This window comes from Bradyrhizobium barranii subsp. apii, assembly GCF_011516635.5.
GTDB classification, from domain to species: Bacteria; Pseudomonadota; Alphaproteobacteria; order Rhizobiales; family Xanthobacteraceae; genus Bradyrhizobium; species Bradyrhizobium barranii.
This window is the reverse complement of sequence record NZ_CP096255.1, coordinates 8,594,568-8,620,308: the sequence shown is the minus strand read 5'-3', so window position 1 is coordinate 8,620,308 and position 25,741 is coordinate 8,594,568. Positions and strand designations below refer to the sequence as shown.

General features: G+C 63.7%; 27 protein-coding genes and 1 pseudogene. 15 read left to right on the top strand and 13 right to left on the bottom strand.

Features of this window, described 5'->3' with window-relative positions:
- Positions 1 to 5 precede the first annotated feature (5 nt).
- The 9 genes from HAP41_RS41330 to HAP41_RS41290 all read right to left on the bottom strand — a co-directional run bounded on the left by HAP41_RS41330 (position 6) and on the right by HAP41_RS41290 (position 7,940).
- Positions 6 to 983: a type II secretion system F family protein gene (locus HAP41_RS41330; RefSeq protein ID WP_063980967.1), complete on the bottom strand. Its 978-nt coding sequence runs from the start codon at positions 981 to 983 to the stop codon at positions 6 to 8.
- 16 nt (positions 984 to 999) lie between these two features.
- Positions 1,000 to 2,463: a TadA family conjugal transfer-associated ATPase gene (locus tag HAP41_RS41325; RefSeq protein WP_071916702.1), complete on the bottom strand. Its 1,464-nt coding sequence runs from the start codon at positions 2,461 to 2,463 to the stop codon at positions 1,000 to 1,002.
- Between the two features lie 21 nt (positions 2,464 to 2,484).
- Entirely contained in the window at positions 2,485 to 3,750 is a 1,266-nt protein-coding gene (locus tag HAP41_RS41320; RefSeq protein ID WP_085401885.1) for a CpaE/TadZ family protein, read from the bottom strand.
- On the bottom strand, positions 3,747 to 4,481 hold the full coding sequence (locus HAP41_RS41315) for a CpaD family pilus assembly protein (protein WP_071916701.1): 735 nt from the start codon (positions 4,479 to 4,481) through the stop codon (positions 3,747 to 3,749). Before HAP41_RS41315 ends, HAP41_RS41320 begins: the two co-directional genes overlap by 4 nt.
- Before the next feature lie 20 nt (positions 4,482 to 4,501).
- The gene (locus HAP41_RS41310) at positions 4,502 to 5,977 is read right to left on the bottom strand and encodes a type II and III secretion system protein family protein (RefSeq protein WP_166078583.1); all 1,476 of its coding nucleotides are present in this window, start codon (positions 5,975 to 5,977) and stop codon (positions 4,502 to 4,504) included.
- An 11-nt stretch (positions 5,978 to 5,988) separates the two neighbouring features.
- Complete coding sequence (gene cpaB, locus HAP41_RS41305; protein ID WP_063980971.1) at positions 5,989 to 6,783, bottom strand: Flp pilus assembly protein CpaB; 795 nt, start codon at positions 6,781 to 6,783, stop codon at positions 5,989 to 5,991.
- Between the two features lie 127 nt (positions 6,784 to 6,910).
- Positions 6,911 to 7,435 carry an A24 family peptidase gene (locus tag HAP41_RS41300; RefSeq protein WP_014498226.1) on the bottom strand — a complete coding sequence of 175 codons (525 nt, stop codon included), beginning with the start codon at positions 7,433 to 7,435 and terminating at the stop codon, positions 6,911 to 6,913.
- 123 nt (positions 7,436 to 7,558) lie between these two features.
- Complete coding sequence (locus HAP41_RS41295) at positions 7,559 to 7,705, bottom strand: hypothetical protein (protein WP_166078596.1); 147 nt, start codon at positions 7,703 to 7,705, stop codon at positions 7,559 to 7,561.
- A 70-nt stretch (positions 7,706 to 7,775) separates the two neighbouring features.
- Entirely contained in the window at positions 7,776 to 7,940 is a 165-nt protein-coding gene (locus HAP41_RS41290) for a Flp family type IVb pilin (protein ID WP_014498224.1), read from the bottom strand.
- A gap of 269 nt (positions 7,941 to 8,209) precedes the next feature.
- Between HAP41_RS41290 and HAP41_RS41285 the strand changes: the two are divergent.
- Positions 8,210 to 9,036, top strand: a pseudogene (locus tag HAP41_RS41285) (sterol desaturase family protein).
- Between the two features lie 9 nt (positions 9,037 to 9,045).
- Here the strand turns inward: HAP41_RS41285 and HAP41_RS41280 are convergent.
- Entirely contained in the window at positions 9,046 to 9,888 is an 843-nt protein-coding gene (locus HAP41_RS41280; RefSeq protein ID WP_166060442.1) for an IS5 family transposase, read from the bottom strand.
- A gap of 240 nt (positions 9,889 to 10,128) precedes the next feature.
- On the opposite strand from HAP41_RS41280, the gene HAP41_RS41275 reads away from it, so the two are divergent.
- The 4 genes from HAP41_RS41275 to HAP41_RS41260 all read left to right on the top strand — a co-directional run bounded on the left by HAP41_RS41275 (position 10,129) and on the right by HAP41_RS41260 (position 14,238).
- Positions 10,129 to 10,626 carry a pilus assembly protein N-terminal domain-containing protein gene (locus tag HAP41_RS41275; RefSeq protein ID WP_063980973.1) on the top strand — a complete coding sequence of 166 codons (498 nt, stop codon included), beginning with the start codon at positions 10,129 to 10,131 and terminating at the stop codon, positions 10,624 to 10,626.
- Between the two features lie 139 nt (positions 10,627 to 10,765).
- Positions 10,766 to 11,626 (top strand): tyrosine-type recombinase/integrase, encoded by an 861-nt coding sequence (locus HAP41_RS41270; RefSeq protein ID WP_029085027.1) that lies wholly within the window; start codon positions 10,766 to 10,768, stop codon positions 11,624 to 11,626.
- 20 nt (positions 11,627 to 11,646) lie between these two features.
- Positions 11,647 to 12,873, top strand: coding sequence for an IS91 family transposase (locus tag HAP41_RS41265; RefSeq protein ID WP_166053869.1), 1,227 nt, complete (start codon positions 11,647 to 11,649; stop codon positions 12,871 to 12,873).
- A 418-nt stretch (positions 12,874 to 13,291) separates the two neighbouring features.
- Positions 13,292 to 14,238, top strand: a protein-coding gene (locus HAP41_RS41260; protein ID WP_166078628.1) for an IS630 family transposase whose coding sequence is annotated in 2 segments (ribosomal slippage) — positions 13,292 to 13,631 and positions 13,631 to 14,238 — 948 coding nt in all. Because the reading frame shifts where the segments join, the coding sequence is not laid out codon by codon here.
- 219 nt (positions 14,239 to 14,457) lie between these two features.
- Here the strand turns inward: HAP41_RS41260 and HAP41_RS41255 are convergent.
- The 3 genes from HAP41_RS41255 to HAP41_RS41245 form a co-directional block, all read right to left on the bottom strand.
- A complete protein-coding gene (locus HAP41_RS41255) occupies positions 14,458 to 14,670 on the bottom strand; it encodes a cold-shock protein (RefSeq protein WP_028148374.1) in 213 nt (70 codons plus the stop codon).
- Positions 14,671 to 14,937: 267 nt separating this feature from the next.
- Positions 14,938 to 15,225, bottom strand: a complete 288-nt coding sequence (gene infA / locus HAP41_RS41250; protein ID WP_008131890.1) for a translation initiation factor IF-1 — start codon at positions 15,223 to 15,225, stop codon at positions 14,938 to 14,940.
- Between the two features lie 23 nt (positions 15,226 to 15,248).
- Positions 15,249 to 16,820 carry a DEAD/DEAH box helicase gene (locus tag HAP41_RS41245; RefSeq protein WP_166078671.1) on the bottom strand — a complete coding sequence of 524 codons (1,572 nt, stop codon included), beginning with the start codon at positions 16,818 to 16,820 and terminating at the stop codon, positions 15,249 to 15,251.
- 507 nt (positions 16,821 to 17,327) lie between these two features.
- Between HAP41_RS41245 and urtA the strand changes: the two genes are divergently transcribed.
- The 10 genes from urtA to HAP41_RS41195 all read left to right on the top strand — a co-directional run bounded on the left by urtA (position 17,328) and on the right by HAP41_RS41195 (position 25,731).
- Positions 17,328 to 18,650: an urea ABC transporter substrate-binding protein gene (gene urtA / locus HAP41_RS41240; protein WP_063980975.1), complete on the top strand. Its 1,323-nt coding sequence runs from the start codon at positions 17,328 to 17,330 to the stop codon at positions 18,648 to 18,650.
- An 82-nt stretch (positions 18,651 to 18,732) separates the two neighbouring features.
- The gene (gene urtB, locus HAP41_RS41235) at positions 18,733 to 20,340 is read left to right on the top strand and encodes an urea ABC transporter permease subunit UrtB (RefSeq protein WP_166078683.1); all 1,608 of its coding nucleotides are present in this window, start codon (positions 18,733 to 18,735) and stop codon (positions 20,338 to 20,340) included.
- The gene (urtC, locus tag HAP41_RS41230) at positions 20,337 to 21,503 is read left to right on the top strand and encodes an urea ABC transporter permease subunit UrtC (RefSeq protein WP_085401879.1); all 1,167 of its coding nucleotides are present in this window, start codon (positions 20,337 to 20,339) and stop codon (positions 21,501 to 21,503) included. The genes urtB and urtC overlap by 4 nt, the downstream gene beginning before the upstream one ends.
- Before the next feature lie 5 nt (positions 21,504 to 21,508).
- The gene (urtD, locus tag HAP41_RS41225; RefSeq protein ID WP_166078710.1) at positions 21,509 to 22,270 is read left to right on the top strand and encodes an urea ABC transporter ATP-binding protein UrtD; all 762 of its coding nucleotides are present in this window, start codon (positions 21,509 to 21,511) and stop codon (positions 22,268 to 22,270) included.
- Between the two features lie 3 nt (positions 22,271 to 22,273).
- Positions 22,274 to 22,969, top strand: a complete 696-nt coding sequence (gene urtE, locus HAP41_RS41220; protein ID WP_014498215.1) for an urea ABC transporter ATP-binding subunit UrtE — start codon at positions 22,274 to 22,276, stop codon at positions 22,967 to 22,969.
- Positions 22,970 to 23,005: 36 nt separating this feature from the next.
- Positions 23,006 to 23,836 carry an urease accessory protein UreD gene (locus HAP41_RS41215; RefSeq protein WP_166078736.1) on the top strand — a complete coding sequence of 277 codons (831 nt, stop codon included), beginning with the start codon at positions 23,006 to 23,008 and terminating at the stop codon, positions 23,834 to 23,836.
- A gap of 39 nt (positions 23,837 to 23,875) precedes the next feature.
- Positions 23,876 to 24,178 carry an urease subunit gamma gene (locus tag HAP41_RS41210; protein WP_007605424.1) on the top strand — a complete coding sequence of 101 codons (303 nt, stop codon included), beginning with the start codon at positions 23,876 to 23,878 and terminating at the stop codon, positions 24,176 to 24,178.
- A 10-nt stretch (positions 24,179 to 24,188) separates the two neighbouring features.
- The gene (locus tag HAP41_RS41205) at positions 24,189 to 24,494 is read left to right on the top strand and encodes an urease subunit beta (protein WP_166078741.1); all 306 of its coding nucleotides are present in this window, start codon (positions 24,189 to 24,191) and stop codon (positions 24,492 to 24,494) included.
- Positions 24,495 to 24,587: 93 nt separating this feature from the next.
- Positions 24,588 to 25,043 carry an endonuclease domain-containing protein gene (locus tag HAP41_RS41200; protein WP_166078753.1) on the top strand — a complete coding sequence of 152 codons (456 nt, stop codon included), beginning with the start codon at positions 24,588 to 24,590 and terminating at the stop codon, positions 25,041 to 25,043.
- A gap of 148 nt (positions 25,044 to 25,191) precedes the next feature.
- Positions 25,192 to 25,731: an HD domain-containing protein gene (locus tag HAP41_RS41195; protein ID WP_166105488.1), complete on the top strand. Its 540-nt coding sequence runs from the start codon at positions 25,192 to 25,194 to the stop codon at positions 25,729 to 25,731.
- The last annotated feature ends 10 nt before the right edge of the window (positions 25,732 to 25,741 follow it).

The following is a 25,741-nucleotide window of genomic DNA, read 5'->3' as shown; positions in this document are numbered from 1 at the left end:
CACCATCAGAAATCGAAATTGATCATCTTCTTCATCACCATGATGCCGATCGACATCCAGACGACGCAGCCGACCAGCATGAGCTGGCCGGTCGGATGGGTCCAAAGCAGCGAGATGTAGTGCGGAGTCGTGAGATAGACGAGGAACATCACGATCGGCGGCAGCGAACCGATGATGCCGGCCGAGGCCTTGGCCTCCATCGACATCGCCTGGATCTTTTCCTTCATCTTCTTGCGGTCGCGCAGCACCTTGGAGAGGTTGCCGAGCGCTTCGGAGAGGTTGCCGCCGGATTTTTGCTGGATCGAGATGACGATGCCGAAGAAGTTGGCTTCCGGCAGCGGCATGCGCTCGTACAGACGCGAGCAGGCCTCGCCGAGCGGCATGCCGATCGCCTGGGTCTCGATGATGGCCAGGAACTCGCTGCGCAGCGGCTCAGGCGAGTCGGCGGCGACGACCTTGATCGACTCGAACAGCGGCAGGCCCGCCTTGATGCCGCGAACGATCACGTCGACCGCATCGGGCAGCGCCGCCAGGAATTTGTTTTCGCGTCGCTTCTTCAGGAAGCCCAGCGCCCAGCGCGGCAGGCCGAAGCCGCCGGCAAAGGCAAGGCCGGCGGCGCCAAGCAGGCCGCCGCCGACGAACATGGCGGCCGCGAACAGCACTCCCGCCACGACGGCAGACACGATCCAGAATTTCTGTGGCGTCCAGTCGAGCCCTGCCTGCGACAGGCGAACACCGAGCGGAACGCTCTTCTCCTGCTGGCGCCGCGCCTCGAGATCCTTGAGCGACGTCTCGACCTGCTCGCGGCGCGACCGCTGGCTCTTTTCGGTCTGCTTGGCCGCGGGCGCATCGGCGCGCGCGATCGAGGCACGGCGGTTTTCCGCCTTCCGTTCTCCGGACAGGAGCGGATAAAGGAACACCCAGGCGATGCCGCCGACGGCGGCAGTGGCGAGGAAGGCGAGGGCAAGGACCTGCATATTCATGGCTGCGCCGATCTGCTCATGTCTTCGGCGCGACTTCCGCCGCATCGAGCGCAGCGGCAAGGCGCTTCTCGTCGCCGTAATACCGCGCACGCTCCCAGAATTTCGGGCGGCCGATGCCGGTCGAGCGGTGCCGGCCGATGATCTTGCCGTTGGCGTCCTCGCCGACCATGTCGTAGAGGAAGATGTCCTGGGTGATGATGGTGTCGCCTTCCATGCCCATCACCTCGGTGATGTGCGTGATGCGGCGCGAGCCGTCGCGCAGGCGCGCGGCCTGGACGATGACGTCGATCGAAGCGCAGATCATCTCGCGGATGGTGCGCGAGGGCAGTGAGAAGCCGCCCATCGTGATCATGGATTCGCAGCGCGACAGTGCTTCGCGCGGATTGTTGGCGTGGAGCGTGCCCATCGAGCCGTCATGGCCGGTGTTCATGGCCTGGAGCAGGTCGAACGCCTCGGGTCCGCGGACTTCGCCGACGATGATGCGTTCGGGGCGCATACGCAGGCAGTTGCGCACCAATTCGCGCATGGTGACCTGGCCTTCGCCCTCGATGTTGGGCGGACGGGTTTCCAGTCGTACCACGTGCGGCTGCTGGAGCTGGAGCTCGGCCGCGTCTTCGCAGGTGATGATGCGCTCGTCGTGCTCGATGTAGTTGGTCAGGCAGTTGAGCAGCGTGGTCTTGCCGGAGCCGGTGCCGCCGGAGATCAGCACGTTGCAGCGGACGCGGCCGATGATCTGGAGGATTTCCGCGCCCTCCGGCGAGATCGCGCCGAACCTGACCAGCTGATCCAGCGTCAGCTTGTCCTTCCTGAATTTTCGAATGGTGAGCGTGGGCCCGTCGATCGACAGCGGCGGCACGATGGCGTTGACGCGGGAGCCGTCGGCGAGGCGCGCGTCGCAGATCGGCGAGGATTCGTCGACGCGCCGGCCGACCTGGCTGACGATGCGCTGGCAGATGTTGAGGAGCTGCTGGTTGTCGCGGAAGCGGATGCCGGTGCGCTGGATCTTGCCGGCGACTTCGATGTAGACGGTGTCGGCGCCGTTGACCATGATGTCGGCGATGTCGTCGCGCGACAGCAGAGGCTCCAGCGGGCCGTAGCCGAGAACGTCGTTGCAGATATCGTCGAGCAGCTCTTCCTGCTCGGCGATCGACATCACGATGTTCTTGATCGCGATGATCTCGTTGACGATGTCGCGGATTTCCTCGCGCGCGGACTCGGAGTCGAGCTTCGCGAGCTGGGCGAGGTCGATGGCCTCGATCAGCGCACCGAAGATCGTCGCCTTGACCTCGTAGTAATTGTCCGAGCGGCGGGATTCCATGGCCGGCGCCGGCCGGGCGGGGGCAAGCGGCGGCGAGGCGACGGCCGGCGGGGGCGGCGCGCGCGACACCGCGGGCGCCGGAGCCTGGGCAGGCTCTGGCGACACGGCGCCGGGCTTGGGAGCCCGAGTATCGGTGTCTGTTCCGCTACGCTTACCGAACACTTAACAACTCCATGCGGCGGCTTATTTTCCCCGCAACTTGTCAATCAGGGGTGAAAGCAAGGAAGACTTTTGCTTCTTCGTCTCGCTGCGGCCGGTCAGGCGCTGGGCGATTTGAAGGAACATTTCGATCGACTTGTGGTTGGCGGAGATCTCCGCGATCATCTGGCCGTTGTTGGCGGCCGAGCCGAAGATCTGCGGTTCGAACGGGATCGAGACGACCGGCTGGCTCTCGATCGCCTTGGCGAACTCGGCGGCGGCAATTTCGGGCCGTTTCGGGACGCCGACCTGGTTCAGGCAGTAGAGCGGAGGCCGATCGTTGGGCCGCGAGGCCTTCAGCAGATCGAACAGGTTCTTGGTGTTGCGCAGATTGGCGAGATCAGGCGCTGCCACAATCAGGATGTCGTCCGCCCCGATCAGGGCGCGCTTGGTCCAGCCCGACCATTGATGCGGAACGTCGAGCACGATGCACGGCATGGTGGAGCGCAGCGTGTCGAACACGGCATCGAAGGCGTCGGTGCCGAAATCATAGACCCGGTCGAGCGTCGCCGGCGCCGCCAGCAGGCTGAGATGGTCGGTGCATTTCGACAGCAGGCGGTCGATGAAGGCGGTGTCGACGCGATCCGGCGAGAACACGGCATCCGCAATACCTTGCGGCGGGTCCTGGTTGTAGTCGAGCCCGGCGGTGCCGAAGGCGAGGTCGAGATCGGCGACGACCGAGTCCATTGCGAGGTCGCGCGCGATCGCCCAGGCGACGTTGTGGGAGATGGTGGACGCGCCGACGCCGCCCTTGGCGCCGACCACGGCAATGATGCGGCCGACCGCCTTGGCTTCGGGCGCCGAGAACAGGTTGCAGATCGAGCGCACGACGTCGATCGCGCCGACCGGCGCGAGCACGTAGTCGCTGACGCCGCGACGCACCAGCTCGCGGTAGAGCGTGACGTCGTTGATGCGGCCGATCACGACCACGCGGGTGCCGGCGTCGCAGACCGTGGCGAGATGGTCGAGGCCGGTCAGAAGATCGTTGCGGCCGTCGCTCTCGAGCACGATCACGTTCGGCGTCGGCGCCGAGCGGTAGGCTTCGATCGCGGCCGCCATGCCGCCCATCTGGATCTTCAGATGGGCCTTGCCGAGACGACGGTCTTCGCCGGCCGACTGCACCGCGGCAGCGGTCTCGACGGTCTCGCAGAAAGCCTGGACCGACACGCGCGGTGAGGGAGCAATATGCTCCTCGACCGGCGTCGGCGCCTCGGGCTGCTCTTGTTGAGTCTGGCGAGCGTAGCTGATCATTTGCCGGTGTCGCTGAGTTTGGCCTTCTCGGCCTCAGGATAGGTGGTCGCCGTCGTCGTTCCCTTGCGATACTTCTCGAAGGCCGTGATGCGACGCGCCGTATAGGACGGCGTTTCAGGCCGCGGCTGCTCGAGGTCCGACGGATTGTCGATCATCGCCGCCATGTTGCGCTGATAGGCGCAGCCGTAATTGTAATAGTCCTTGTTCTCGAACCAGCTCTTGTTCTTCATCGAGGGGCCGATGTCGTCCGGCCACAGGCCACAGGGACCCGCGACCGCGGCGATCTTGGAATAGGTGAGCCGGATCGGCGGCAGGAAGCGCCTGTCTTCCGGCTGGTAGGGGCGAATGTTGACGCCGCGCGGCGGAACGCCCGCGCCCGCCAGCATCGCCTGGATCTCGCGCATCGTGTCCGCGACCGGACGCGCATTGGGCGTGCCGGACGGCACGTCGATGCGGATGGCGCCGGTGCCTTCGTGCAGCCAGGCCGAGGCGACGCCCATCACGTCGGCGCGCTGGGCGGCGGTCAATCCGCCGCGGGCGTGGCCGACGAAGACGACGATCGAGCGGTTCTGCTCCTCGATCGCGATCGGATGGCGTTGCTTGTAATCGTCGGGGATGGAGGCCGTGACCGCTTCGTTGTGCTGGCAGCCGCCGAGGGCGAGCGCCATGCCGACGAGCGCGCCACCGAAACGGATGGCGCGTTTGCGAATCTGGGGTGGTGCTGTGATCATCGTGAAATCCCCGTTCCGCCTCAGTCGGTAATGAAGCCGTAGGTGCCGCGGTAGTTCTTGGCCGGTTCGGTCCGGCCGGGCACGCCGTAGATGCGGTTGATATTGCCGAGCAGCTCGGCCTGCGGGTCTGCAGGCGCGGCGAAGCCGTCATCCGGCCGCGACAGGTCCTTTGGCGACGCGGCGCGAACGACATAAGGTGTCACGATCACCACCAGCTCGGTCGCGTTGTTGACGAAGTCACGGCTGCGGAACAGCGTACCGAGGATCGGGAGCTGCATCAGTCCCGGCAACCCGCTGACCGCCTGCTTGGTCTGCTGCTGGATCAGGCCGGCCATGGCCATCGCGCCGCCGGAGGGAATTTCGAGCGAGGTTTCGGCGCGGCGGGTCTTGATCGAGGGCACCGTCAGCGAGTTCACCGAGTTCGAGGTCACGGCCTGCGACAGCGTGATCGAATTTTCGTTCGACAGTTCCGAGACCTCGGTCATCACGCGCAGGCTGATCTTGCCCTCGCTCAGCACGATGGGGGTGAAGTTGAGCGAGATACCGAACTTCTTGAAGCTGATCTGAGTGGTACAGACATGCGTGGTGGGATCGCACGCATAGCCCGCCGGTACCGGGAATTCGCCGCCGGCGATGAAGGTCGCGGACTCACCGGAGATCGCGGTCAGGTTCGGCTCGGCCAGCGTCCGGATCACGCCGGCGCTCTCCATCGCGCGCAGGGTGGCCTGCACCGACGGCGTCGCGCCGAACTTCGTGGTCAGGGCGTTGCCGTCCACCAGGTTCTTGCCAAGAGCCGTGAAGGGGTTGGAGTTGGTGAAGCTCACCACCGAGGTGCCGTAGTTCAGGTTCGCGGTGAGATCGATGCCAAGCTGCTTGATGATGGTGCGCGCGACTTCGGCGACGGTCACCTTCAGCATGACCTGGTCGCGGCCGCGGACCACGATCGAGTTCACCACCTTTTCGGCGCCGCCGGCGAGGCGCGCGGCGAGATCATTGGCCTGCTGCGCTTCCAGCGGGTTCGCCGCCGAGCCGGTCAGGACGACACCGTCGCCGAGGCCGTCGATCTGGATGTCGGAATTGGGCAGGACCTGCTTGAGCGCGGCGCGCAGGCCGTTGAGGTCGCGCTTGACCGCGATGTCATAGGCCGCGATCTGCTGGCCGGCGGAATCGAAGAACACGATGTTGGTCTGGCCGACCGAGGCGCCGATGATGTAGGCGCGCTGCGACGAGCGGACCACCGCATTGGCGATCTTGGGATCGGCGACGAGCACGTCCTTGATGTCGCGCGGCAGGTCGATCACGATTGACTTGCCGACGCCGAGCGAGAGGAAGCGTGCGTTCATCTGACCGTCGGCCGCGACCTGCGCCACGGGTCGGTAGTCGGCGGCGATCGCCGGGGTGAGCACCGGGTTGAGCGTCAGCGCGAAGGCGGCCGAAAACGACAGGGCGCGGACCATTGGGGCTCGCATCGTCGCCAAATCTGCCCTGCATTTCATATCGACAGTCCTCATCGTGCCTTCGCCGTCGCGCTTGGGATGCCGTAGCGAATGATCGAAACGCCATCGCGCTTCGCGGAATCATCGAGCGTGATCTCGCTCATCTTGACGTCGGCGATGCTGCGCAGCGCCAGCGACAGCGTGCCGCTCTGCCGGGCCGCGGAGAGCGTCGCCGTCTGCGCGGGATTGAGCTCGAGCGTGACGGTCTTGCCTACCACGGCGTTCTGGCCGTCCTTTTCCTTCGGCGCCTGGTCGATGGCCAGCACGCGGACGTTGGCCAGGATGATCTCGGACGTGACGATGTCCTGGGCGCCGGCGCCCTGGTCGGCGTTCTTGAGGCGGCGCGTCAGAAGCACGTCGACGCGGTCGTTGGGCAGGATGAAGCCGCCCGCGCCGGTCTCCGGCGAGATCTCGGTCGAGATCGCGCGCATGCCGGTCGGCAGGATCGCCGCCATGAAGCCGGAGCCTTCGGCCCTGACCAGCTTCTGGTCGCGGATCGGCTCACCCTGGATGAAGGGCGCGCGGGCGATCGAGCCGATGACCTGGGTTGCGCCCTCGGGGCGCTCGTTGCGGCGGATGAAGGTGGAGCTCGCGGTCGCAGCCGGCCAGGTCTGCCATTGCACGTCTTCCGGCTTCACGGTCTGGCCGAGGCCGATGTCGTTCTTGGCGACCAGGACGTCGACGGTCGGAAGCTGTGCGACCGGAGCCGCCGGTGGCGGCGCAGAGTCCGAGCCGCTCGCCAGGTACGCGGCGACACCGCCGGCGCAGATGGCGACCGTCAGGACGACAATGCGTGCCCTATTCATACGCTTCACTTTCCACAAAACGCCGCGACGCAGCCGCCGCCGTAATCGGCAGTTGACCAGCTATTCGTCAAAGCATGGTTAATGAGGCGTATCTAAATCGGCTTAACGCTGGGTTTACCCGGCGTGCTCAGCGCAGTGCGAGGTGAGCGAGGTCGATCGCCTTCACCCATTCGGTCTCCGGATAGACCATCAGCGCGCCGAGCGTGAGCGCGATGCCGTAAGGAATGCCGCTCTCCTTGTCGTGCAGCCGTGCCAGCCAGGCCTGACCCGCCAGCCCGTAAGGCAATGGCCATTGCCGGAACTGGAGCAGGAGCAGCGTCAGCGCTCCGCCGAACAGCGAGGCGTAGAGCAGGAAATCCATCAATTGCGCGAAGCCGAACCAGAGCGCGACCGAAGCCGCGACCTTGGCGTCGCCGCCGCCCATCCAGCCCATCGCAAAGCAGCCGAAGGCCACGACGAGGAGCAGTGCGCCGGCGCCGACATGGCTCAGCATCTCGTAAGGTGCCATGCCACCGGCGAACGCGAGCACGAAGAAGCCCGCGATCAGCGCCAGCGACACGCGGTTCGAGATGGTCATCGTGAAGAGATCGCTCGCGGCGGCGAAGGCCATCAGGGCCGGGAAGAGCAGAAGGCGCGCAAGGTCGAGGATCATGGGCGGCGTCTTGAGCTTGGGTTCATCGCGGGATCGGGGTGTCGCCGCATGCTAGCCGGTAGTGCTAAACAAACCGACAACAGCGGCAGCGGCGCTGCGAGCAGGAGCCTGCCGGAGGCGCACTCACCAGATGCTGGCAATGCGCGCGGCGAGGACGGCCGTCGCGAGCAGCAGCGCAAGGCAAACCCAGTACGCCGGCGAAGAGGTCTCGGCCGCCTCCGCCTCGCTCGCCGCAACCGCGGCTTTCGTTCTGTACTCGCGTAACGCCACTGGAACTCGCCGCATTCAGAAAAACAAAGGCCCCGGAGGTCCGGGGCTTTTGCCGTCGTTGATCGGTTGCTTACTTCAGCGAGGAGCTGATCGAGCCGAACTTGGTGTTCAGCGAGCTGCCAAGGTTGTTGACGACGGTGATGATGGCCAGTGCGATGCCGGCGGCAATCAGGCCGTATTCGATGGCGGTGGCGCCGGATTCATCCTTCGCGAAACGCGCAATCAGGTTCTTCATGAACTAAACTCCGTCTGGGGTGTGATCGCCTCGTTCGGCGCTGTGCTTGACGCGATAAACATGAGATCCGAGCTCTTTCGGTAGAGTTAATTCGATCGGGCAAACCCGCTTCCAGCCCGATGCTTTTGCCCAGAGTGAATTTGGCCTAAAGGACGCAATCGAAATTCTTCCTGTTCCAAATGCGCCCCAAGCGCGCGGTGGACTTCACCCTCCCTTAAATTTCGGGGAGTAGGCCTAAGCGGGATCAGAAGTTTGGAAGAGAGGCGACGATGTCGAGCCTGCCCATGCAAGTTGCCTTGATGCTCGGCGAGACCATCCAGAAGATGGTCCCCGTCACCTTCGTGCTCGCGGCGGTCTTCACCGTGCTCGAGCATTTCTGGGCCTGCAATCCCGGCGCGCCGTGGTGGCGCAAGCGCGAGATCCTCACCGACATCTGCTACTGGTTCTTCGTTCCGGTGTTCGCCCGCACCATGCGGATCGGCTATTGATCGTCGGTGCCGGTGCCGTCTTCAACATCCACGATGCCGACGACCTGATCGCCTTCTACGACAACGGCCATGGCCCGCTGGCGCAGTTGCCGCTGTGGGTACAGGGCATACTGTTCCTGGTGCTGTCTGACTTCATGCTGTACTGGCTGCACCGGCTGTTCCACGACGGCGGATTCTGGAAGTACCACGCCATCCATCATTCGTCGGAGGAGATCGGGTGGATTTCCGCGGCCCGCTTTCATCCCGTCAATCTCATGCTCGGGACGATCGGCGTCGACGTCGTGCTGCTGATGGCCGGCATCTCCCCGAACGTCATGATCTGGCTCGGTCCGTTCACCACCTTCCATTCGGCCTTCGTGCACGCCAACCTGAACTGGACCTTCGGGCCGTTCAAATATGTGCTGGCGACGCCGGTGTTCCACCGCTGGCACCACACCACACTCGAAGAGGGCGGTGACACCAATTTTGCCGGGACGTTTCCGATCTGGGACGTGCTGTTCGGCACCTTCCGCATGCCGGAGGGGAAACTGCCGCAGGACTACGGCAAGGACGAAGCGACCATGCCGAAGGAGATCGGGGGCCAGCTCGCCTATCCGTTCCGCCAGTAAGAGCCTGACTCAAAATTGCATTGCTGTTTTTATCGCTGCGATGCGCCTTGTCATGAGTTGGACAGAGGCGAGGAAGAGCCAGGCAGTTGCGCTTTCGATGGTTCGCTCGAAGTCCTTGGCCAATCTGCGGTTGCGGCCGAGCCAGGCGAAGGTTCGTTCGACCACCCAGCGGCGCGGAAGCACCTCGAAGCCCTGTGCGGCATCGGAGCGCTTGATGATCTCGACAGTCCACCGGCCGATCTTTTCCAGCACCGCCTTGAGCTTTTCGCCGGCATAGCCGCCATCGGCGAAGATATGGCGCAGCCAGGGGAAGCGGTAGCGAATGCTGCACAGGACATCTGGCGTGCCGTCACGATCCTGGACGTCGGCAGCGTGAACGATCGCTCCGACCAGGAGCCCTTGGGTGTCGGTGACGATGTGGCGCTTTCGACCCTTGATCTTCTTTCCCGCGTCGTAGCCGCGAGGGCCGCCACTTTCCGTGGTCTTGACCGATTGGCTGTCGATCACGCCGGCCGTCGGCGAGGCCTCCCGGCCGATCGCCTCGCGCGCCAGCATCAGGAGTGCGTGGTTGATCGATTGCCACAATCCGCTGTCGCGCCATTGGTAGAAATAGTACTGCACCGTGGTCATTGGTGGAAACAGAGTGGGCGGCAGCATGCGCCACGGCAATCCGCCGCGCAGCAGATAGAGTACTGCCTCGACGATGTCGCGATAGCTCCATTTCGGGCGCCGCCCGCGCTTGGCCCGCACAGGAAGCAACCTCTCCAGCACGCCCCATTCCGCATCCGTCAAGTCGCTTGGCAAACGCAGCTCCTCTCGGGCAAACTGTGCCCGGGTGATATCAGTCCACATTCTCGATCCCTTTGATGCTTCGCAACACCGATGGAATCAGAACTCGCTGATATCACTCAACTTATTTTTCGGTCGGACACTAAGGGATCTTCTGAGGCAGCAAAGCGCCAGTCCGTTCAAACAATAGTCGGCGAGTTTGCGGAACGTTCACGAATTAAGGGCAGGTTAGCCGGGTCGGGCACCGGCTCCGCTGTGTATCGAATCGCTTCTGCCGGTTTGTGACGTCCCGGGGGTAAGAGTATGCGTAAAGAGTTGCTGCGCCGTCATGCGCGCGTTTGTCTTCTGGTTGCGGCTGCGGTGCTGGCATCGCCGGCCGCCAGCCTTGCCGAGGCGACCGCCGACACCATCGCCGTCAATGTCGACCAGGCCAAGCTGGTCCGGCTGCCCGGCAAGGTGGCGACCATCGTGGTCGGCAATCCCCTGATCGCCGACGTCACGCTCCAGCCCGGCGGCATGATCGTCGTGACCGGGAAGGGCTACGGTGCCACCAATTTCATCGCACTCGACCGGGGCGGTGAGATCCTGGTCGACCGTCAGATCCAGGTCGAAGGTCCGAGCGACCGGCTCGTCACGGTCTATCGCGGGGTCGAGCGCGAGTCCTACAGCTGCATGCCGCTGTGCCAGCGCCGCGTGACGCTCGGCGACAGCGACAACTACTTCAACAACACGATGAGCCAGGCCGGTTCGTTGAGCAACAACGCCAGCGGCAATGCCGGCGCGGCCGCCAAAACGAACTAGAGCATTTTCCGACCGGAAAGAATCGGGTGGGGATTGAACGAAGCCGCTGCCGCGGCGTAGGGGGCAAGGTGGCATAGATCGCCTCCTGGCTGAGAGGATGTGGGTGTTGGAGCCCACCCCCTCAGACAGGAGTATCGAGATGGCCGATTTGAGCCCTCTTCGCCGCCGCATGATCGAAGACATGACCGTCCGCAATCTGTCGCCGGCGACGCAAAGATCCTACATCAGCGCGGTTTCGAAGTTCAGCCGCTATTTTGGCCGATCGCCTGACCGGTTAGAGCTGGAAGACGTCCGCGCCTTCCAGGTGCATTTGGTCTCGACCGGCATCTCATGGCCGGCGCTGAACCAGATCGTCTGTGCGCTACGGTTTTTCTACGGCGTCACGCTCGGCGAGGCGCTCATCCCAGAGCGCATTCCCTATGCGCGAGAACCGCGCAAGCTGCCGGTCGTTCTCAGCGCCGACGAAGTGGTTCAGTTTCTTGAAGCGGTATCGAGCCTGAAGAGCCGCGCCGCGCTCACCACCGCCTATGCGGCCGGGCTCAGGGCCTCGGAGGTTGCGGGACTGCGGATCGAAGACATCGACAGCGCCCGCGGCGTCATCCAGGTGCGCCACGGCAAGGGCGCGAAGGATCGCAACGTGATGCTGTCGCCCCAGCTGCTGGGCATCCTGCGCACCTACTGGCGGCTCGCCCGGCCGCGGCTTTATCTGTTCCCTGGTCGTGACGAAGATCATCCGATCGATCAGACCGTGCTGCATGCCGCCTGCCGGTCGGCGGTGAAGGCTGCGGGCCTGACCAAGCGCGTCACGCTGCACACGCTGCGCCACAGCTTCGCGACACATCTTCTCGAGAACGGAACCGATATCCGGATCATCCAGGTCTTGCTCGGGCACAATAATTTGTCGTCGACAGCGCGCTACACGCAGGTCGCCACCGATACGATCCGAGCGACGCAGAGCCCGCTCGATCGCCTGTCGCTGGAGGTGACGCCACCTGGATGACCCGCAGCGGGATGCGGGTCATGACCCGCTCCGACATCCGCTCCAACAGGCCCGCCATCGAGATTGCCGATATTCTGCGCCGGCATGGCGACGCCTATCGCCGTGTACATGCCGGTCATCTGGGGCGGGTCGAGCGGCGCGTGATGAGCGCGATCGTTGCGTGCCGGACCGAGGCGCTCGGCGGCCACATGCAGGCTTGCGACGACTGCGGCACGACACGCGTTGCCTATAATTCCTGCCGCAATCGGCACTGTCCGAAGTGTCAGGGGAGAGCCCGAGCCGCGTGGCTCGCCGCGCGTCAAGCCGACCTGCTTCCGGTTCCCTATTTCCACGTCGTCTTTACACTTCCCGCACCGATCGCCGCGATCGCTTTCCAGAACAAGGCCGTCGTCTATGCCATCCTGTTCAAGGCTGCCGCCGAGGCGATGACGACGCTCGCCGCCAATCCACGCCGGCTCGGCGGTGCGATCGGCGGCGTCGCCGTCCTCCACACCTGGGGACAGACGCTGATGCATCATCCCCACGTCCATTGCGTCGTTCCGGGTGGCGGCCTCTCGCCCGATGGCGCGCGCTGGACCGCTTGCCGACCGAACTTCTTCCTGGCCGTCAAACCGTTGTCCAGACTATTTCGCACACTTTTTCTCAAACGTCTGTCGGCAGCCTTCAACTCCGGTGCCTTGCGTTTCTTCGGCGATCTCGGAGCTCTGGCCGAGCCGGCTGCCTTTGCGGCCCACCTCGACGCCATGCGACGCATCAACTGGGTTGTTTACGCCAAGCGGCCCTTCGGCGGACCCGCACAGGTCCTGGCCTATCTCGGCCGCTACACCCATCGCGTCGCGATCGCCAACAGCCGGCTCGTCGCACTCGACGACGATCATGTCGCCTTCTCATGGAAGGACTATCGCCAAAACAGCGCGACAAAGATCATGAATCTCAAGCCCGATGAGTTCATTCGCCGTTTCCTGCTTCATACGCCGCCTGACGGCTTCCACCGCATCCGCCACTTCGGCTTCATGGCCAACCGCCATCGCGCTGCCAAGCTCGCCCTTTGCCGCGAACTTCTCGATCATGAGCGAACAGCCCCAAACGATGGCCAGCCGTCGCCTGTGGATTCGGAGGCTCAAACCTGGGCCGAGGTTCCTGCCTGTCCCGATTGTGGTGGCGTCATGCGCATCATTGAGCGCTTTCGACATAGCTTCAGACGCCCCAGCCCTCGAACATCACCGTTCCGATGCGACACATCGTGAGCCAAGTCATGTCGTGCACGACGATCATCATTCGTCATTTCGCTCCCAGCGTCTCGATCATCGCGGACGATGTCGAATCCGTGCTGTCACACTGCGCGACAACAACCGTCCGATGCAGCAAAAGGCCTATCGCGATCTCAGGCGAAGCGCGTCTGATCTCAACTCTTCCAGGATGCGCACTCCTGTGTCTCTGCCTCACGCGCCGAGCCAGCAGATCGGGCATGGCGATCTCGAACAATCCCCATAGCTGCAAAACCGCGAATAGCCTCCCGCGCCTTCGTTCAATCCGGCTTCAATGAGGTCGCGTCATAAGCGCCTGCCGCGCCCTCGCGTGAGCGCGACCTCACAGAACCCTCCAGATTCCCAAAACGGCGCGAGTCAGATTCAAGCTGCATGCTGGCGAGGGAGGCCAGCATGTATGGCCAGGGCGCTTTCGGTTGATCTTCGCCAAAGGGTGGTAGCCGCGATTGACGGTGGCATGTCCTGTCGACAGGCTGCTGAGCGCTTTGGTGTCAGCGCGGCCAGTGCGATCCGCTGGCGCGGTCGCCTCAAGAAAGTTGGCGACATCGTTCCTAAACGCCAGGGCGGTGACCGCAAATCGCAGCGCATCGAAGCGCATTCGCAATTGATTCTGGAGGCGGTGACAGCGAGGCCGGATATCACGCTTGCCGAGTTGCGAGAACTGTTGAAACGTCGTGGAATATCGACTGGCATCGCGTCGCTCTGGCGTTTTTTCCAGCGCAGAAAGATCACACTTAAAAAAAGACAGCGCACGCCGCCGAGCAACGGCGCGGCGATATAAATGCCGCACGTGAGGAGTGGTTCGAAGGGCAAATCGACCTTGCCCCTGAGCGTCTCGTCTTCATCGACGAAACCAGCGCCAACACCAAAATGGCGCGGCGTTACGGGCGCTCGCCACGCGGCGAGCGATGTCGTGCAGCTATCCCACACGGACATTGGAAGACGACGACGTTCACCGCTGGATTGCGCTCCGACGGTCTGATCGCGCCGCTTGTTCTGGACGGTCCAATGGATGGCGACGCTTTCCTGGCCTACGTCGAGCAATTGCTCGCCCCATCGCTGCGGCCGGGCGATACCGTTATCATGGACAACTTGCCCGCTCACAAGGTCCATGGCGTTCGAGAGGCCATCCAGGCGGTCGGAGCTAGCCTGCTCTATCTTCCGCCCTACAGTCCAGACTTCAACCCGATTGAAATGGCCTTCTCCAAACTGAAAGCGCTGTTGCGGACCGCCGCAGCCCGCACCATGCCCGATCTCTGGCAAGCAATCGCCAACGCTCTCAAACGCTTCTCACCCGAGGAATGTCAAAATTATCTCGTCGCGGCTGGTTACGACGCAACGTGATCGGAAAACGCTCTAGCAGGACGAACTCGCAAGACGAACTGGCAAGACGAACTGGCAAGACCGACGCGTCGTCCAGTTGCGTCTACGACAGCGCGGATGCGGCCGGTACGACCTGCTGAGTCCATCCGCTCTTTCGGACATGAAAAAAGGCCGTGCGTTGCGCACGGCCTTTTCCTGTTGCTTGCTCGCTAGAGCCGTCCGGGCCAAAGGCCCGTGGGCTCAACCGGCGGCGCGGAGGTTGTCCGCTGCCGACTTGCCGGAACGACGGTCGGCCACGATCTCGTAAGAGACCTTCTGACCTTCACGCAGCGTGCCGAGACCGGCGCGCTCGACGGCGCTGATGTGTACGAAGACGTCCTGGCCGCCATCGTCGGGCTGGATGAAGCCAAAGCCCTTGGTCGCGTTAAACCACTTCACGGTTCCCATGCTCACGGGGTAGTTCCTTCTCAGATGTGCAGTGTCGAAGCCTACTTTCGCAGGCGGGTTAGATCGAGTTTCTGGAAGGGTCGTCAGCGTGTCTGAACCGGCTGTACCGGTGGATGCCAATGTCGTCCGGCCGAAAATCGATGAGTGATTTTATTGGAATTAAGGCACCAAAACAATCCTGACGTGCACGATTTTTTGATCCGCCGCGATCGACACGGCGGATCAGCATACAGGTCAGAATTTTAGTTCCGCGACCGATGTGCTGGAAGCGGATTAACGGCGGCGGAACTGGCCACCGCGCTGTCCGGGACGGGGAGGCCCGCCCACGCCGCTCGGACGTTCGTCCTTGTGGCGGAAAATCAGCCGGCCCTTCTCGAGGTCGTAGGGCGACATTTCCACGGTCACGCGGTCACCCGCCAGCGTCTTGATGCGGTTCTTCTTCATCTTGCCGGCGGTGTAGGCGACGATCTCGTGCCCGGCGTCGAGCTGCACGCGGTAGCGCGCGTCGGGGAGGATTTCGGTGACCAGTCCTTCGAACTGGATCAGCTCTTCCTTAGCCATGAATTTCTCCAGGTCGTGGACGGCTAGTGCGAATAGGGTTTGCGGGTCGGTTGGCCCATCGGCCGACTCTCGCGGCGTAAAAAGGCCACGCCTTGTATCCCATCGGGCTTGCCGGCGCTATGCGCGGAACGCTGTTCCGGGCGCTCGGTTGGGGAAGAATGCGTCTTACCACCGGACCGTTGGCGGCGAGACCCCTTCGAGACCTTCTGGCTACCACCGGGACGTCCGTCAACATGCCTTCCGTCACCGTGCCGACCTTCGCCGGGCCTTCCGTCGCCATGCTTGCCGGCGCTATGGTGGCGTCCGTCGGCATGCCTTTCGTCGCTGCGTCGTCCGTCAGTGTGACGTCCCTCACCATGCCTTGCGCCTTGCGGGCGCTGGCCCGGGCGGCCCGGCCGGCCCTGTCGTTGCTGCGGCGGGGGCGGGCCCGCATCGCGGCGCCCGGCATCGGTGCGGTGATCCTCACGCGATAGCGTTACCTTGATCAGCCGCTCGATGTCGCGGAGATAGCTGAGTTCCTCGCCGCCGGCGACCAGCGAGATCGCGGTGCCGTCGGCGCCGGCGCGCGCGGTGCGGCCGATGCGGTGCACATAGGTCTCGGGCACGTTGGGCAGGTCGAAATTGATGACGTGGCTGATGCCGTCGACATCGATACCGCGGGCGGCGATGTCGGTGGCGACCAGGGTGCGGATCTCGCCGGAACGAAACTGGGCGAGCGTCCGCTCGCGATGGTTCTGCGACTTGTTGCCATGGATGGCGCTGGCGGCGATGCCAGCCTTCTCAAGCGTCTTCACGACCTTGTCGGCACCATGCTTGGTGCGGGTGAAGACCAGCGCGCGATTGACCGGCTCGTCCTTCAGGAGCTTGGTCAGGAAGGCGGGCTTGGCGGAGAAATCGACCTGGATGATGCGCTGGTTGATCCGCTCGGCGGTCGAGGACACCGGGGTGACCGCAACGCGGGCGGGGTCCCGCAGCATCGCGTCGGCGAGCTCGGCGATGTCCTTCGGCATGGTGGCCGAGAAAAACAGCGTCTGCCGCTTGATCGGCAGCTTGGCGACGATTTTGCGGATGTCGTTGATGAAGCCCATGTCGAGCATGCGGTCGGCCTCGTCGAGCACGAGGAATTCGACGCTTCCAAGCTTCAGTCCGTTGCTCTGCACGAGGTCGAGCAGCCGGCCGGGGGTCGCCACCAAGACCTCGAGGCCAGGCATCAGCGCGCGAACCTGGCGGCCCATCGGCACGCCGCCGATGGCGAGTGTCGAGGACAGCCGGATGTGGCGGCCGTAGGCGTTGAAGCTATCGAGGATCTGGCCGGACAGCTCGCGGGTGGGCGAGAGCACCAGCACGCGGCAGGTCTTCGGCTGCGGCTTGATCCGGTTCTCGAGCAGGCGGTGCAGGATCGGCAGCGCGAAGGACGCGGTCTTGCCGGTGCCGGTCTGGGCGATGCCGACGACGTCGCGGCCGGTCAGCGCCGTGGGAATCGTCTGGGCCTGGATGGGGGTGGGAGTGACGTAATTCTCTTCGGCGAGAGCACGCGCGATGGGTTCGGCAAGGCCGAAGTCCTGAAAGGAAGTCAAAAGATGGGTTCTTTCCATGTCGAAAGCGGGCGCCCGGCGCAATCAGCGGGGCACGCGCAATAAGGGTGTCGAATGGACACCTGCGTGTTTGGGGTGTCGGATGGCTTGATGGGATGGGGCAAGCCAGAGGCCCGGAAAGGGCTTCAGAACACGCGGCTCGCTACGCCCCCTTGATTCGCAAGAGGTCTCGAACCTCCATATGGAACATTCAGGGGGCGGTTTCAAGGCAACGCGGCCTCAAACCGCGATTGCAGTGCGGAAATAGTTATGCCGGAAATTTAGACAGGTTTGCTGTTTTGCTTAAAAAATAACCTGTCTGCCGCATTGGCATACATTTTACTCGCCCAAGATTTGGGCAATTGGACTGCGGCGAAAGTTGGATTGCAGCGAAATTATATAATCTGACCAATAGGTTGGCATGTGCTCAGCCCATGGCATGGTTCTTGCGATTCCATTAATCGCAGGCGGCCGTGGGGCCGTTTCGCAGCGTCTTTTTCACGTCTGCGTCAGGGAGATGATACATCCATGCTTAACAAATCCACTCACGATATAGCGGCGTCATTTAGCCGCCGTGGCGTTCTCGCCGCGACCGCCGGACTGATGATGGGTCTGGCTTCATTGACTGGCGCCAAGGCCGCGGACGACACCATCAAGGTCGGCGTCCTTCATTCTCTCTCCGGCACCATGGCCATCAGCGAAACCACGCTGAAGGACACCATCCTCTTCCTCATCGACGAGCAGAACAAGAAGGGCGGCGTCAACGGCAAGAAGCTCGAAGCCGTCGTGGTCGATCCTGCCTCGAACTGGCCGCTGTTCGCCGAAAAGGCGCGCGAGCTGATCACCAAGGACAAGGTCGCGGTCGTGTTCGGCTGCTGGACCTCGGTGTCGCGCAAGTCCGTGCTCCCGGTCTTCAAGGAGCTGAACAGCATCCTGTTCTACCCCGTGCAGTACGAGGGCGAGGAGAGCGAGCGCAACGTGTTCTACACGGGTGCTGCGCCGAACCAGCAGGCGATCCCCGCCGTCGACTATCTGATGAAGGACGAGAAGGTGAAGCGCTGGGTGCTCGCGGGCACCGACTACGTCTATCCGCGCACCACCAACAAGATCCTGGAGGCCTACCTGAAGTCGAAGGGTGTCGCCCAGGAAGACATCATGATCAACTACACGCCGTTCGGTCATTCCGACTGGCAGACGATCGTGGCCGACATCAAGAAGTTCGGCTCGGCCGGCAAGAAGACCGCGGTGGTTTCGACCATCAACGGCGACGCCAACGTTCCCTTCTACAAGGAGCTCGGCAACCAGGGCATCAAGGCCAAGGACATCCCGGTGGTCGCGTTCTCGGTGGGTGAGGAAGAGCTCGCCGGCATCGACACCAAGCCGCTGCTCGGTCATCTTGCCGCCTGGAACTACTTCCAGTCGATCAAGTCGCCCGAGAACGAGAAGTTCATCAAGGCCTGGCAGACCTACACCAAGAACCCGAAGCGCGTGACCAACGATCCGATGGAAGCGCACGTCATCGGTTTCGACATGTGGGTCAAGGCGGTCGAGAAGGTGAAGTCGACCGATCCGGACAAGGTGATCGACGCGCTGCCCGGCATCGAAGCCAAGAACCTGACCGGCGGCACCTCCAAGATGCTTCCGAACCATCACATCACCAAGCCGGTGTTCATTGGCGAAATCAAAGCCAACGGCCAGTTCGACGTGGTGTGGAAGACTCCGGGTCTTGTCGCAGGCGACGCCTGGTCGAAGGAGCTCGATGGCTCCAAGGACCTGGTCGGCGACTGGGTCGGCAAGAAGTGCGGCAACTTCAACACCAAGACCAACAAGTGCCTCGGCTCGGGCTCCTGATCCCGATCTGTCGGTTCATTGCACGACGGGAGGAGGCGGCTATTCCGCCGCCTTCTCCCCACTTCTGCCGGGGTGATTCAAAGTGCCAACCAATTTGTCCTCTCGTCTCTGTACCTTTGTCCTCTCGTTGTTCCTGATCGCGTTCGCACTGCCGGCCTTTGCCGGTCCGTTCGAGGATGCGGTCGCCAAATTCGCCAATGACGATTTCTCCGACACCGATGAGGCGATCGGCGTCGTCGCGAGCAGCGGCAACAAGCTGGCTTTCCCCATCATCAGCGCGCTCCAGGACGGTCGCCTCATGGCCGACCCTGATAGCAAGAAGGTTTACGTCACCGGTGCCGACGGCAAGTCGATCGATGCTGCGACCGGCGAGCCCGTCGCCAGCGTTCCCGACAGCGCCAGCGCGGTGCGCCTCAACAACCGCCTGCGCCGCAGCGTCGACGCTGCGATCGGCAGCCTGACGCTCCAGTCGCCGGATGTCGGAACGCGCCTCCAGGCGGCGCAATCCGTCTTCAAGTCGCACGAGGAGACCGCGCTCGAGCCGGTCGATGCCGCGCTCGCCAAGGAAACCAGCAAATCGGTCAAGGCCGCACTCGGCGATGCCCGCGCCGCGATCCTGCTGTTCAAGTCCGATGCCACCGAGGTCGAGAAGCTCGAGGCGGTCGCGACCCTCAAGGCGCGCGGCGACCAGGAGGCGATGGCGCTGCTCACCGGCATGGGCGACCAGCCGGCCTCGGTGACCAAGGCGGCCGCGAGCGCGATCGGCTCGATCCAGTCTTCGCTCGCGGTCTGGTCCACGGTGCAGAATGCCTGGTACGGCCTCTCGCTCGGCTCGGTGCTGCTGCTCGCCGCGATCGGGCTCGCCATCACCTTCGGCGTGATGGGCGTCATCAACATGGCCCATGGCGAGATGGTGATGATCGGCGCCTACACCACCTTCGTGGTGCAGGAGGTGATCCGCACCCGCTATCCCGCGCTCTTCGATTATTCGCTCTTGATCGCCGTGCCGCTCGCCTTCCTGGTCGCCGGCGGCATCGGCGTGCTGATCGAGCGCAGCATCATCCGTTTCCTCTATGGCCGTCCGCTGGAAACGCTGCTCGCGACCTGGGGCCTGTCGCTGGTGCTGCAGCAGGCGGTGCGCACCATGTTTGGCCCGACCAATCGCGAGGTCGGCAATCCCTCCTGGATGAGCGGCGCGTTCGAGCTCGGCCAGATCACCATCACTTATAACCGGCTCTGGATTCTCGTCTTCACGCTGGCGGTATTCGCGATTTTGCTCGCGATGCTGCGCTACACGGCGCTTGGTCTCGAGATGCGCGCGGTGACGCAGAACCGCCGCATGGCGGCCTCGATGGGCATCGCCACCTCGCGCGTCGACGCGCTGACCTTCGGCCTCGGCTCCGGCATTGCCGGTATCGCCGGCGTGGCGCTGTCGCAGATCGACAATGTCAGCCCCAATCTCGGCCAGAGCTACATCATCGACAGCTTCATGGTCGTTGTGTTCGGCGGCGTCGGCAATCTCTGGGGCACGCTGGTCGGCGCCTTCACGCTCGGCATCGCCAACAAGTTCCTGGAGCCGGTCGCAGGCGCCGTGCTCGGCAAGATCGCCATCCTCGTTCTCATCATCCTGTTCATTCAAAAGCGGCCGCGCGGCCTGTTCGCGCTCAAGGGCCGTGCGGTGGAAGCATGACCCCCCACATGCTGACCAGGTCGCTGGACCGCGGCGCGACGATCTTTCTCGCCATCGTCGCGGCCTGCGGCATCCTCATCCCGCTCTCCAACCTGCTGCTGCCCGCGGGCTCGTTCCTGCAGGTACCGACCTATCTGGTCGCGCTCTGGGGCAAATATGTCTGCTACGCGATCCTCGCGCTCTCGATCGACCTGATCTGGGGCTATTGCGGCATCCTCTCGCTCGGCCACGGCGCCTTCTTCGCGCTCGGCGGCTACGCGATGGGCATGTACCTGATGCGGCAGATCGGCACCCGCGGCGTCTACGGCAACCCGATCCTGCCCGACTTCATGGTGTTCCTGAACTATTCGAAGCTGCCCTGGTACTGGTACGGCTTCGACATGTTCTGGTTCGCGGCGCTGATGGTGCTGGTCGTGCCCGGCCTGCTTGCGTTCTGCTTCGGCTGGCTGGCCTTCCGCTCCCGCGTCACCGGCGTGTACCTGTCGATCATCACGCAGGCGATGACCTATGCGCTGCTGCTGGCCTTCTTCCGCAATGATTTCGGCTTCGGCGGCAACAACGGCCTGACCGACTTCAAGGACATCCTGGGCTTCAACGTGCAGGCCGAGGGCACCCGCGCCGCGCTGTTTGCGCTGAGCTGCCTGGCGCTGATCCTGAGCTTCCTGATCTGCCGCTCCGTCGTGTCCTCCAAGCTCGGTAAGGTTCTGATCGCAATCCGCGACGCTGAATCGCGCAGCCGGTTCCTCGGTTACCGCGTCGAATCCTACAAGCTGTTCGTGTTCACGTTGTCGGCCTGCATGGCTGGCGTTGCCGGTGCGCTCTACGTGCCCCAGGTCGGCATCATCAACCCGAGCGAATTCGCGCCCGGCAATTCGATCGAGGCGGTGATCTGGGTTGCGGTCGGCGGCCGCGGTACGCTGATCGGCGCGGCACTCGGCGCCGTCGTCGTCAACTACGCAAAAACGTTCTTCACCTCGGGCATGCTCGCGCCCTACTGGCTGTTCATGCTGGGCGCGCTGTTCATCCTGGTGACGCTGCTGCTGCCGAAGGGCATCGTCGGCACCTTCAATGCCTGGTGGGAGTCGTCAAAAGAAAAACGCACCGCAGCCAGCGCGAGCGCCGCGGCCGAAGATGGCGTCACCGAACCCAAGATGGCGGAGTAGGCGCAATGAACGTCATGGACACCCGCGCGACCTCCGCGATGCTCTATCTCGACGGCGTGCACGTCTCGTTCGACGGCTTCCACGCCATCAACAATCTGTCGCTGACGCTCGCGCCCGGCGAGATGCGCGCCATCATTGGCCCGAACGGCGCCGGCAAGACCACGATGATGGACATCATCACTGGCAAGACCAAGCCCGACGAGGGCACGGTGCTGTTCGACGGCGTCACCGATTTGACGCGTCTGGACGAGACCCGCATCGCCGAGCTCGGCATCGGCCGGAAATTCCAGAAGCCGACCGTGTTCGAGAGCCAGACCGTGCAGGACAACCTCCTGCTCGCGCTCAATGTCGACCACAGCGTCAAGGGCACGCTGTTCTGGCGCGGCAGCAGGGCGGAGTCCGGGCGCATCGACAAGGTGCTGGAGACGATCCGCCTCACCGATGCCCGCAACCGGTTCGCTGGCAGCCTCAGCCACGGCCAGAAGCAGTGGCTCGAGATCGGCATGCTGCTGGCGCAGGATCCGAAGCTGCTGCTCGTCGACGAGCCCGTCGCGGGCATGACCGACGTCGAGACGCATCTTACCGCCGAGCTGCTGAAAGAGATCAACAAGACTCACACCGTGATGGTCGTCGAGCACGACATGACGTTCGTGCGCGAGCTCGGCGTCAAGGTCACCTGCCTGCATGAAGGCACCGTGCTTGCGGAAGGAACCATCGACCAGGTCTCGTCCAACGAGCGGGTCATCGAAGTCTATCTGGGGCGCTGAGCGATGCTTGAGGTCAAGGACATCAACCTGTTCTACGGCGCGGCGCAGGCGTTGCGCGGCGTCTCCATCGCCGCAGAGCCCGGCAAGGTCACCTGCGTGCTCGGGCGCAACGGCGTCGGCAAGACCTCGCTGTTGCGCGCTATGGTCGGCCAGTATCCGATCTCCTCCGGCGCGATCGTGCTCGACGGCAGCGACATCACGGGCCTGAAGCCCTATGAGCGGGCGCGCAAGGGCATCGGCTTCGTGCCGCAGGGCCGCGAGATATTTCCTCTTCTGACGGTCGAGGAGAACCTCAAGACCGGCTTCGGTCCGCTCAAGCGCGAGGACAGGCACATCCCGGACGACGTGTTCTCGCTGTTCCCGGTGCTGCAATCGATGCTCGGCCGGCGCGGCGGCGACCTCTCCGGCGGCCAGCAGCAGCAGCTCGCGATCGGGCGTGCGCTGGTGATGCGGCCAAAGCTGCTCCTGCTCGACGAGCCGACCGAGGGCATCCAGCCGTCGATCATCAAGGACATCGGCCGTGCCATCTCCTACCTGCGCAATCTCGGCAACATCGCCATCGTGCTGGTCGAACAATATCTCGACTTTGCCTGCGAACTCGGCGACAGTTTCGCCGTGATGGATCGCGGCGCGGTGAAATTCTCCTGCGACCGATCCAATCTCGATCCGGCCGAAATCAGCCGCCAGATGGCGCTGTAATCCGAAAATTTCTGCCGCGGCCGGCTGGGGAGACGGATGCGCAGCGACGCTTTGACGACATCTTTGGTATACGAGGCGAACCGCGCCCGCGGCGCGGTGCGCTTCGACGTCCATGCCCGCGATGGCGTGACGCGGCGGGGCGTCTTGCATGAGTCCGGCTCCCTGCGCGTGCGCTTTCCCTCGCCGGAGGGCGAGGGGCTCTCCGGCGTGTTCGTCAACACGGCTGGTGGCGTTGCCGGCGGAGATAGTTTTGACATCGAGATCGCGGCAGGCCAGGGGGCACGCCTGACATTGACCACGGCGGCGGCCGAGAAGGTCTATCGCGCGCCAGGGGCGGCGGCGCAGCTCAATATCGCCTTGAAGGTCGCCGCAGGCGCGCATCTCGGCTGGTTGCCCCAGGAGACGATCCTGTTCGATCGTGCCCGGGTCCATCGTCGCTTCGACATTGAGCTCGACGAGGCCGCCTCGCTTCTGCTGTGCGAGATCGTCGTGTTCGGCCGCACCGCCATGGGCGAGCGGATGGAGCAGGGCGAGTTCATTGATCGCTGGCGGCTGCGTCGTGGGGGCAAGCTGGTGTTCGCCGAAACTGTCAGGCTCGACGGCAATATCGGTGCAAAACTTGGGCGATCGGCAGTGGCCAAGGGCGGTGCCGCGATCGGCACGGCGCTGATCGTTCCCGGCGACGAGCCGCTGATCGAGCGTATCCGCGAGGCCTCGGAGTCGTTCGCCGGCGAGGTCGGAATCTCCGCCTGGAATGGCTTTGCAATGGCGCGGTTCTGTGCCCAAGATGCCGCGCGCTTGCGCGCCGACATGATGGCGGTGCTGGCGCGGACCGGCGCGGCGCTGCCGCGGCTGTGGCTGAGTTGATGGCTGCTGAATTGATGCATTGAACGGAAGAGATGCTGCATGAACCTGTCTCCCCGCGAAAAGGACAAGCTCCTGATCTCGATGGCGGCGATCGTCGCCCGCCGCCGGCTGGATCGCGGCGTCAAGCTCAACCATCCCGAGGCGATCGCGATCATCTCCGACTTCATCCTCGAAGGCGCGCGCGACGGCCGCACCGTCGCCGAGCTGATGCAATCCGGCGCGCAGGTCCTCACCCGCGACCAGGTGATGCCGGGCATTCCCGAAATGATCCACGACATCCAGGTCGAGGCGACCTTTCCGGACGGCACCAAGCTCGTCACCGTGCACGAGCCGATCAGGTAGGAGCAAGAGCATGATCCCCGGCGAACTCTTCATCCAGGACGGCGAGATCGAGCTCAATTCCGGCCGCAAGACCGTGACGCTGACGGTCGCCAACACCGGCGACCGCCCGATCCAGGTCGGCTCGCACTACCACTTCTTCGAGACCAACCCGGCGCTGAAATTCGATCGCAAGAAAGCCCGCGGCATGCGCCTCGACATCGCCGCCGGCACCGCCGTCCGCTTCGAACCCGGCCAGACCCGCGACGTCCAGCTCGTCGCCGTGGCGGGGAAGAAGACCATCTACGGTTTTCGCGGCGAGATACAGGGCAAGCTGTGAGCGTAAGTTGAGGCGCGTGGCGTGATCCATAGTGAGGTGAGCACATTGGTCAGGCTCCCTCCCCCCTTGCGGGGGAGGGTTGGGGAGAGGGGTATGCCGCACGACGAGGTCTCTCCGTTACAAAGAACGCGCGCCAAACGATTGAGGCGCGAGATGACTCGTGCGGAGGCGTTGCTGTGGCGTTACCTGAAGGCCGACCGTCTTGCGAGCCTTGCCTTTCGCCGTCAGACGCCCATGGGCCACTACATCGCAGATTTCGTCGCCCATTCCTGCAAGCTGATCGTTGAACTCGATGGCGAGAGTCACGACTTCGAAGAACGTGTCCGGCACGATGAACGCCGCGACCAATGGTTCGCATCGCGCGGATATCGCGTGCTGCGTTTCACCAATGACGACGTGATGAAAAATCTCGAGGGGGTTGTTCTTTCCATTGTCGAGGCTGCGGAGCAAGCGGCACCCCTCTCCCTAACCCTCCCCCGCAAGGGGGGAGGGAACCCTACCGCCAGTGCGTCCCTTACTTCTGATCCTGACACAGCAGAGAAGCCGTGATGCATCGTCAGGTGAGCACATTGGTCAGGCTCCCTCCCCCCTTGCGGGGGAGGGTTGGGGAGAGGGGTGAGTCACGAGCTCTGACCGAAGCTATTTTGCGGCGCTGCGTCGATCGCGGATGTTGTCAACGAGGAGCATCGTGATCGTCATGCTCCCCGCCGTTCGCCTCATCTCCGAAGCCGCTGAGCTGGCCGCGCGCCGGCACAACGGCATGGCGCGCAAGGGGCGGGGGAACGAGCCTTACATCAATCATCTCGCGGAGGTCGCGAACCTGCTGGCGACGGCGACCGATGGCGCGGATGCCGAGCTGGTCGCGGCCGGGTGGCTGCACGACGTGATCGAGGACACCGACACCACTCGCGAGGAGCTCGCACAGAAATTCTCTGATCGCGTCGCCTCCCTCGTCGTTGAATGCACTGACGACATGAGCCTGCCCAAACCAGAGCGGCGACGCCGGCAGATCGTCGATGCACCGAGGAAATCGGCCGGCGCCAAACTGATCAAGATCGCCGACAAGATCAGCAATATCGGCGCGCGCATTCATTCCGACCCGTCCGTGGAAGAGCGCGACGATCTCGCCGACTACACGGGCTGGGCTGAGCAGGTCGTCGCCGGATGTCGTGGCGGCAATTCGTGGCTCGATACAAAATTCGACGATGCCGTAAGAGCAGCGAGGGCTTCGCTGTGAACAACCAAAA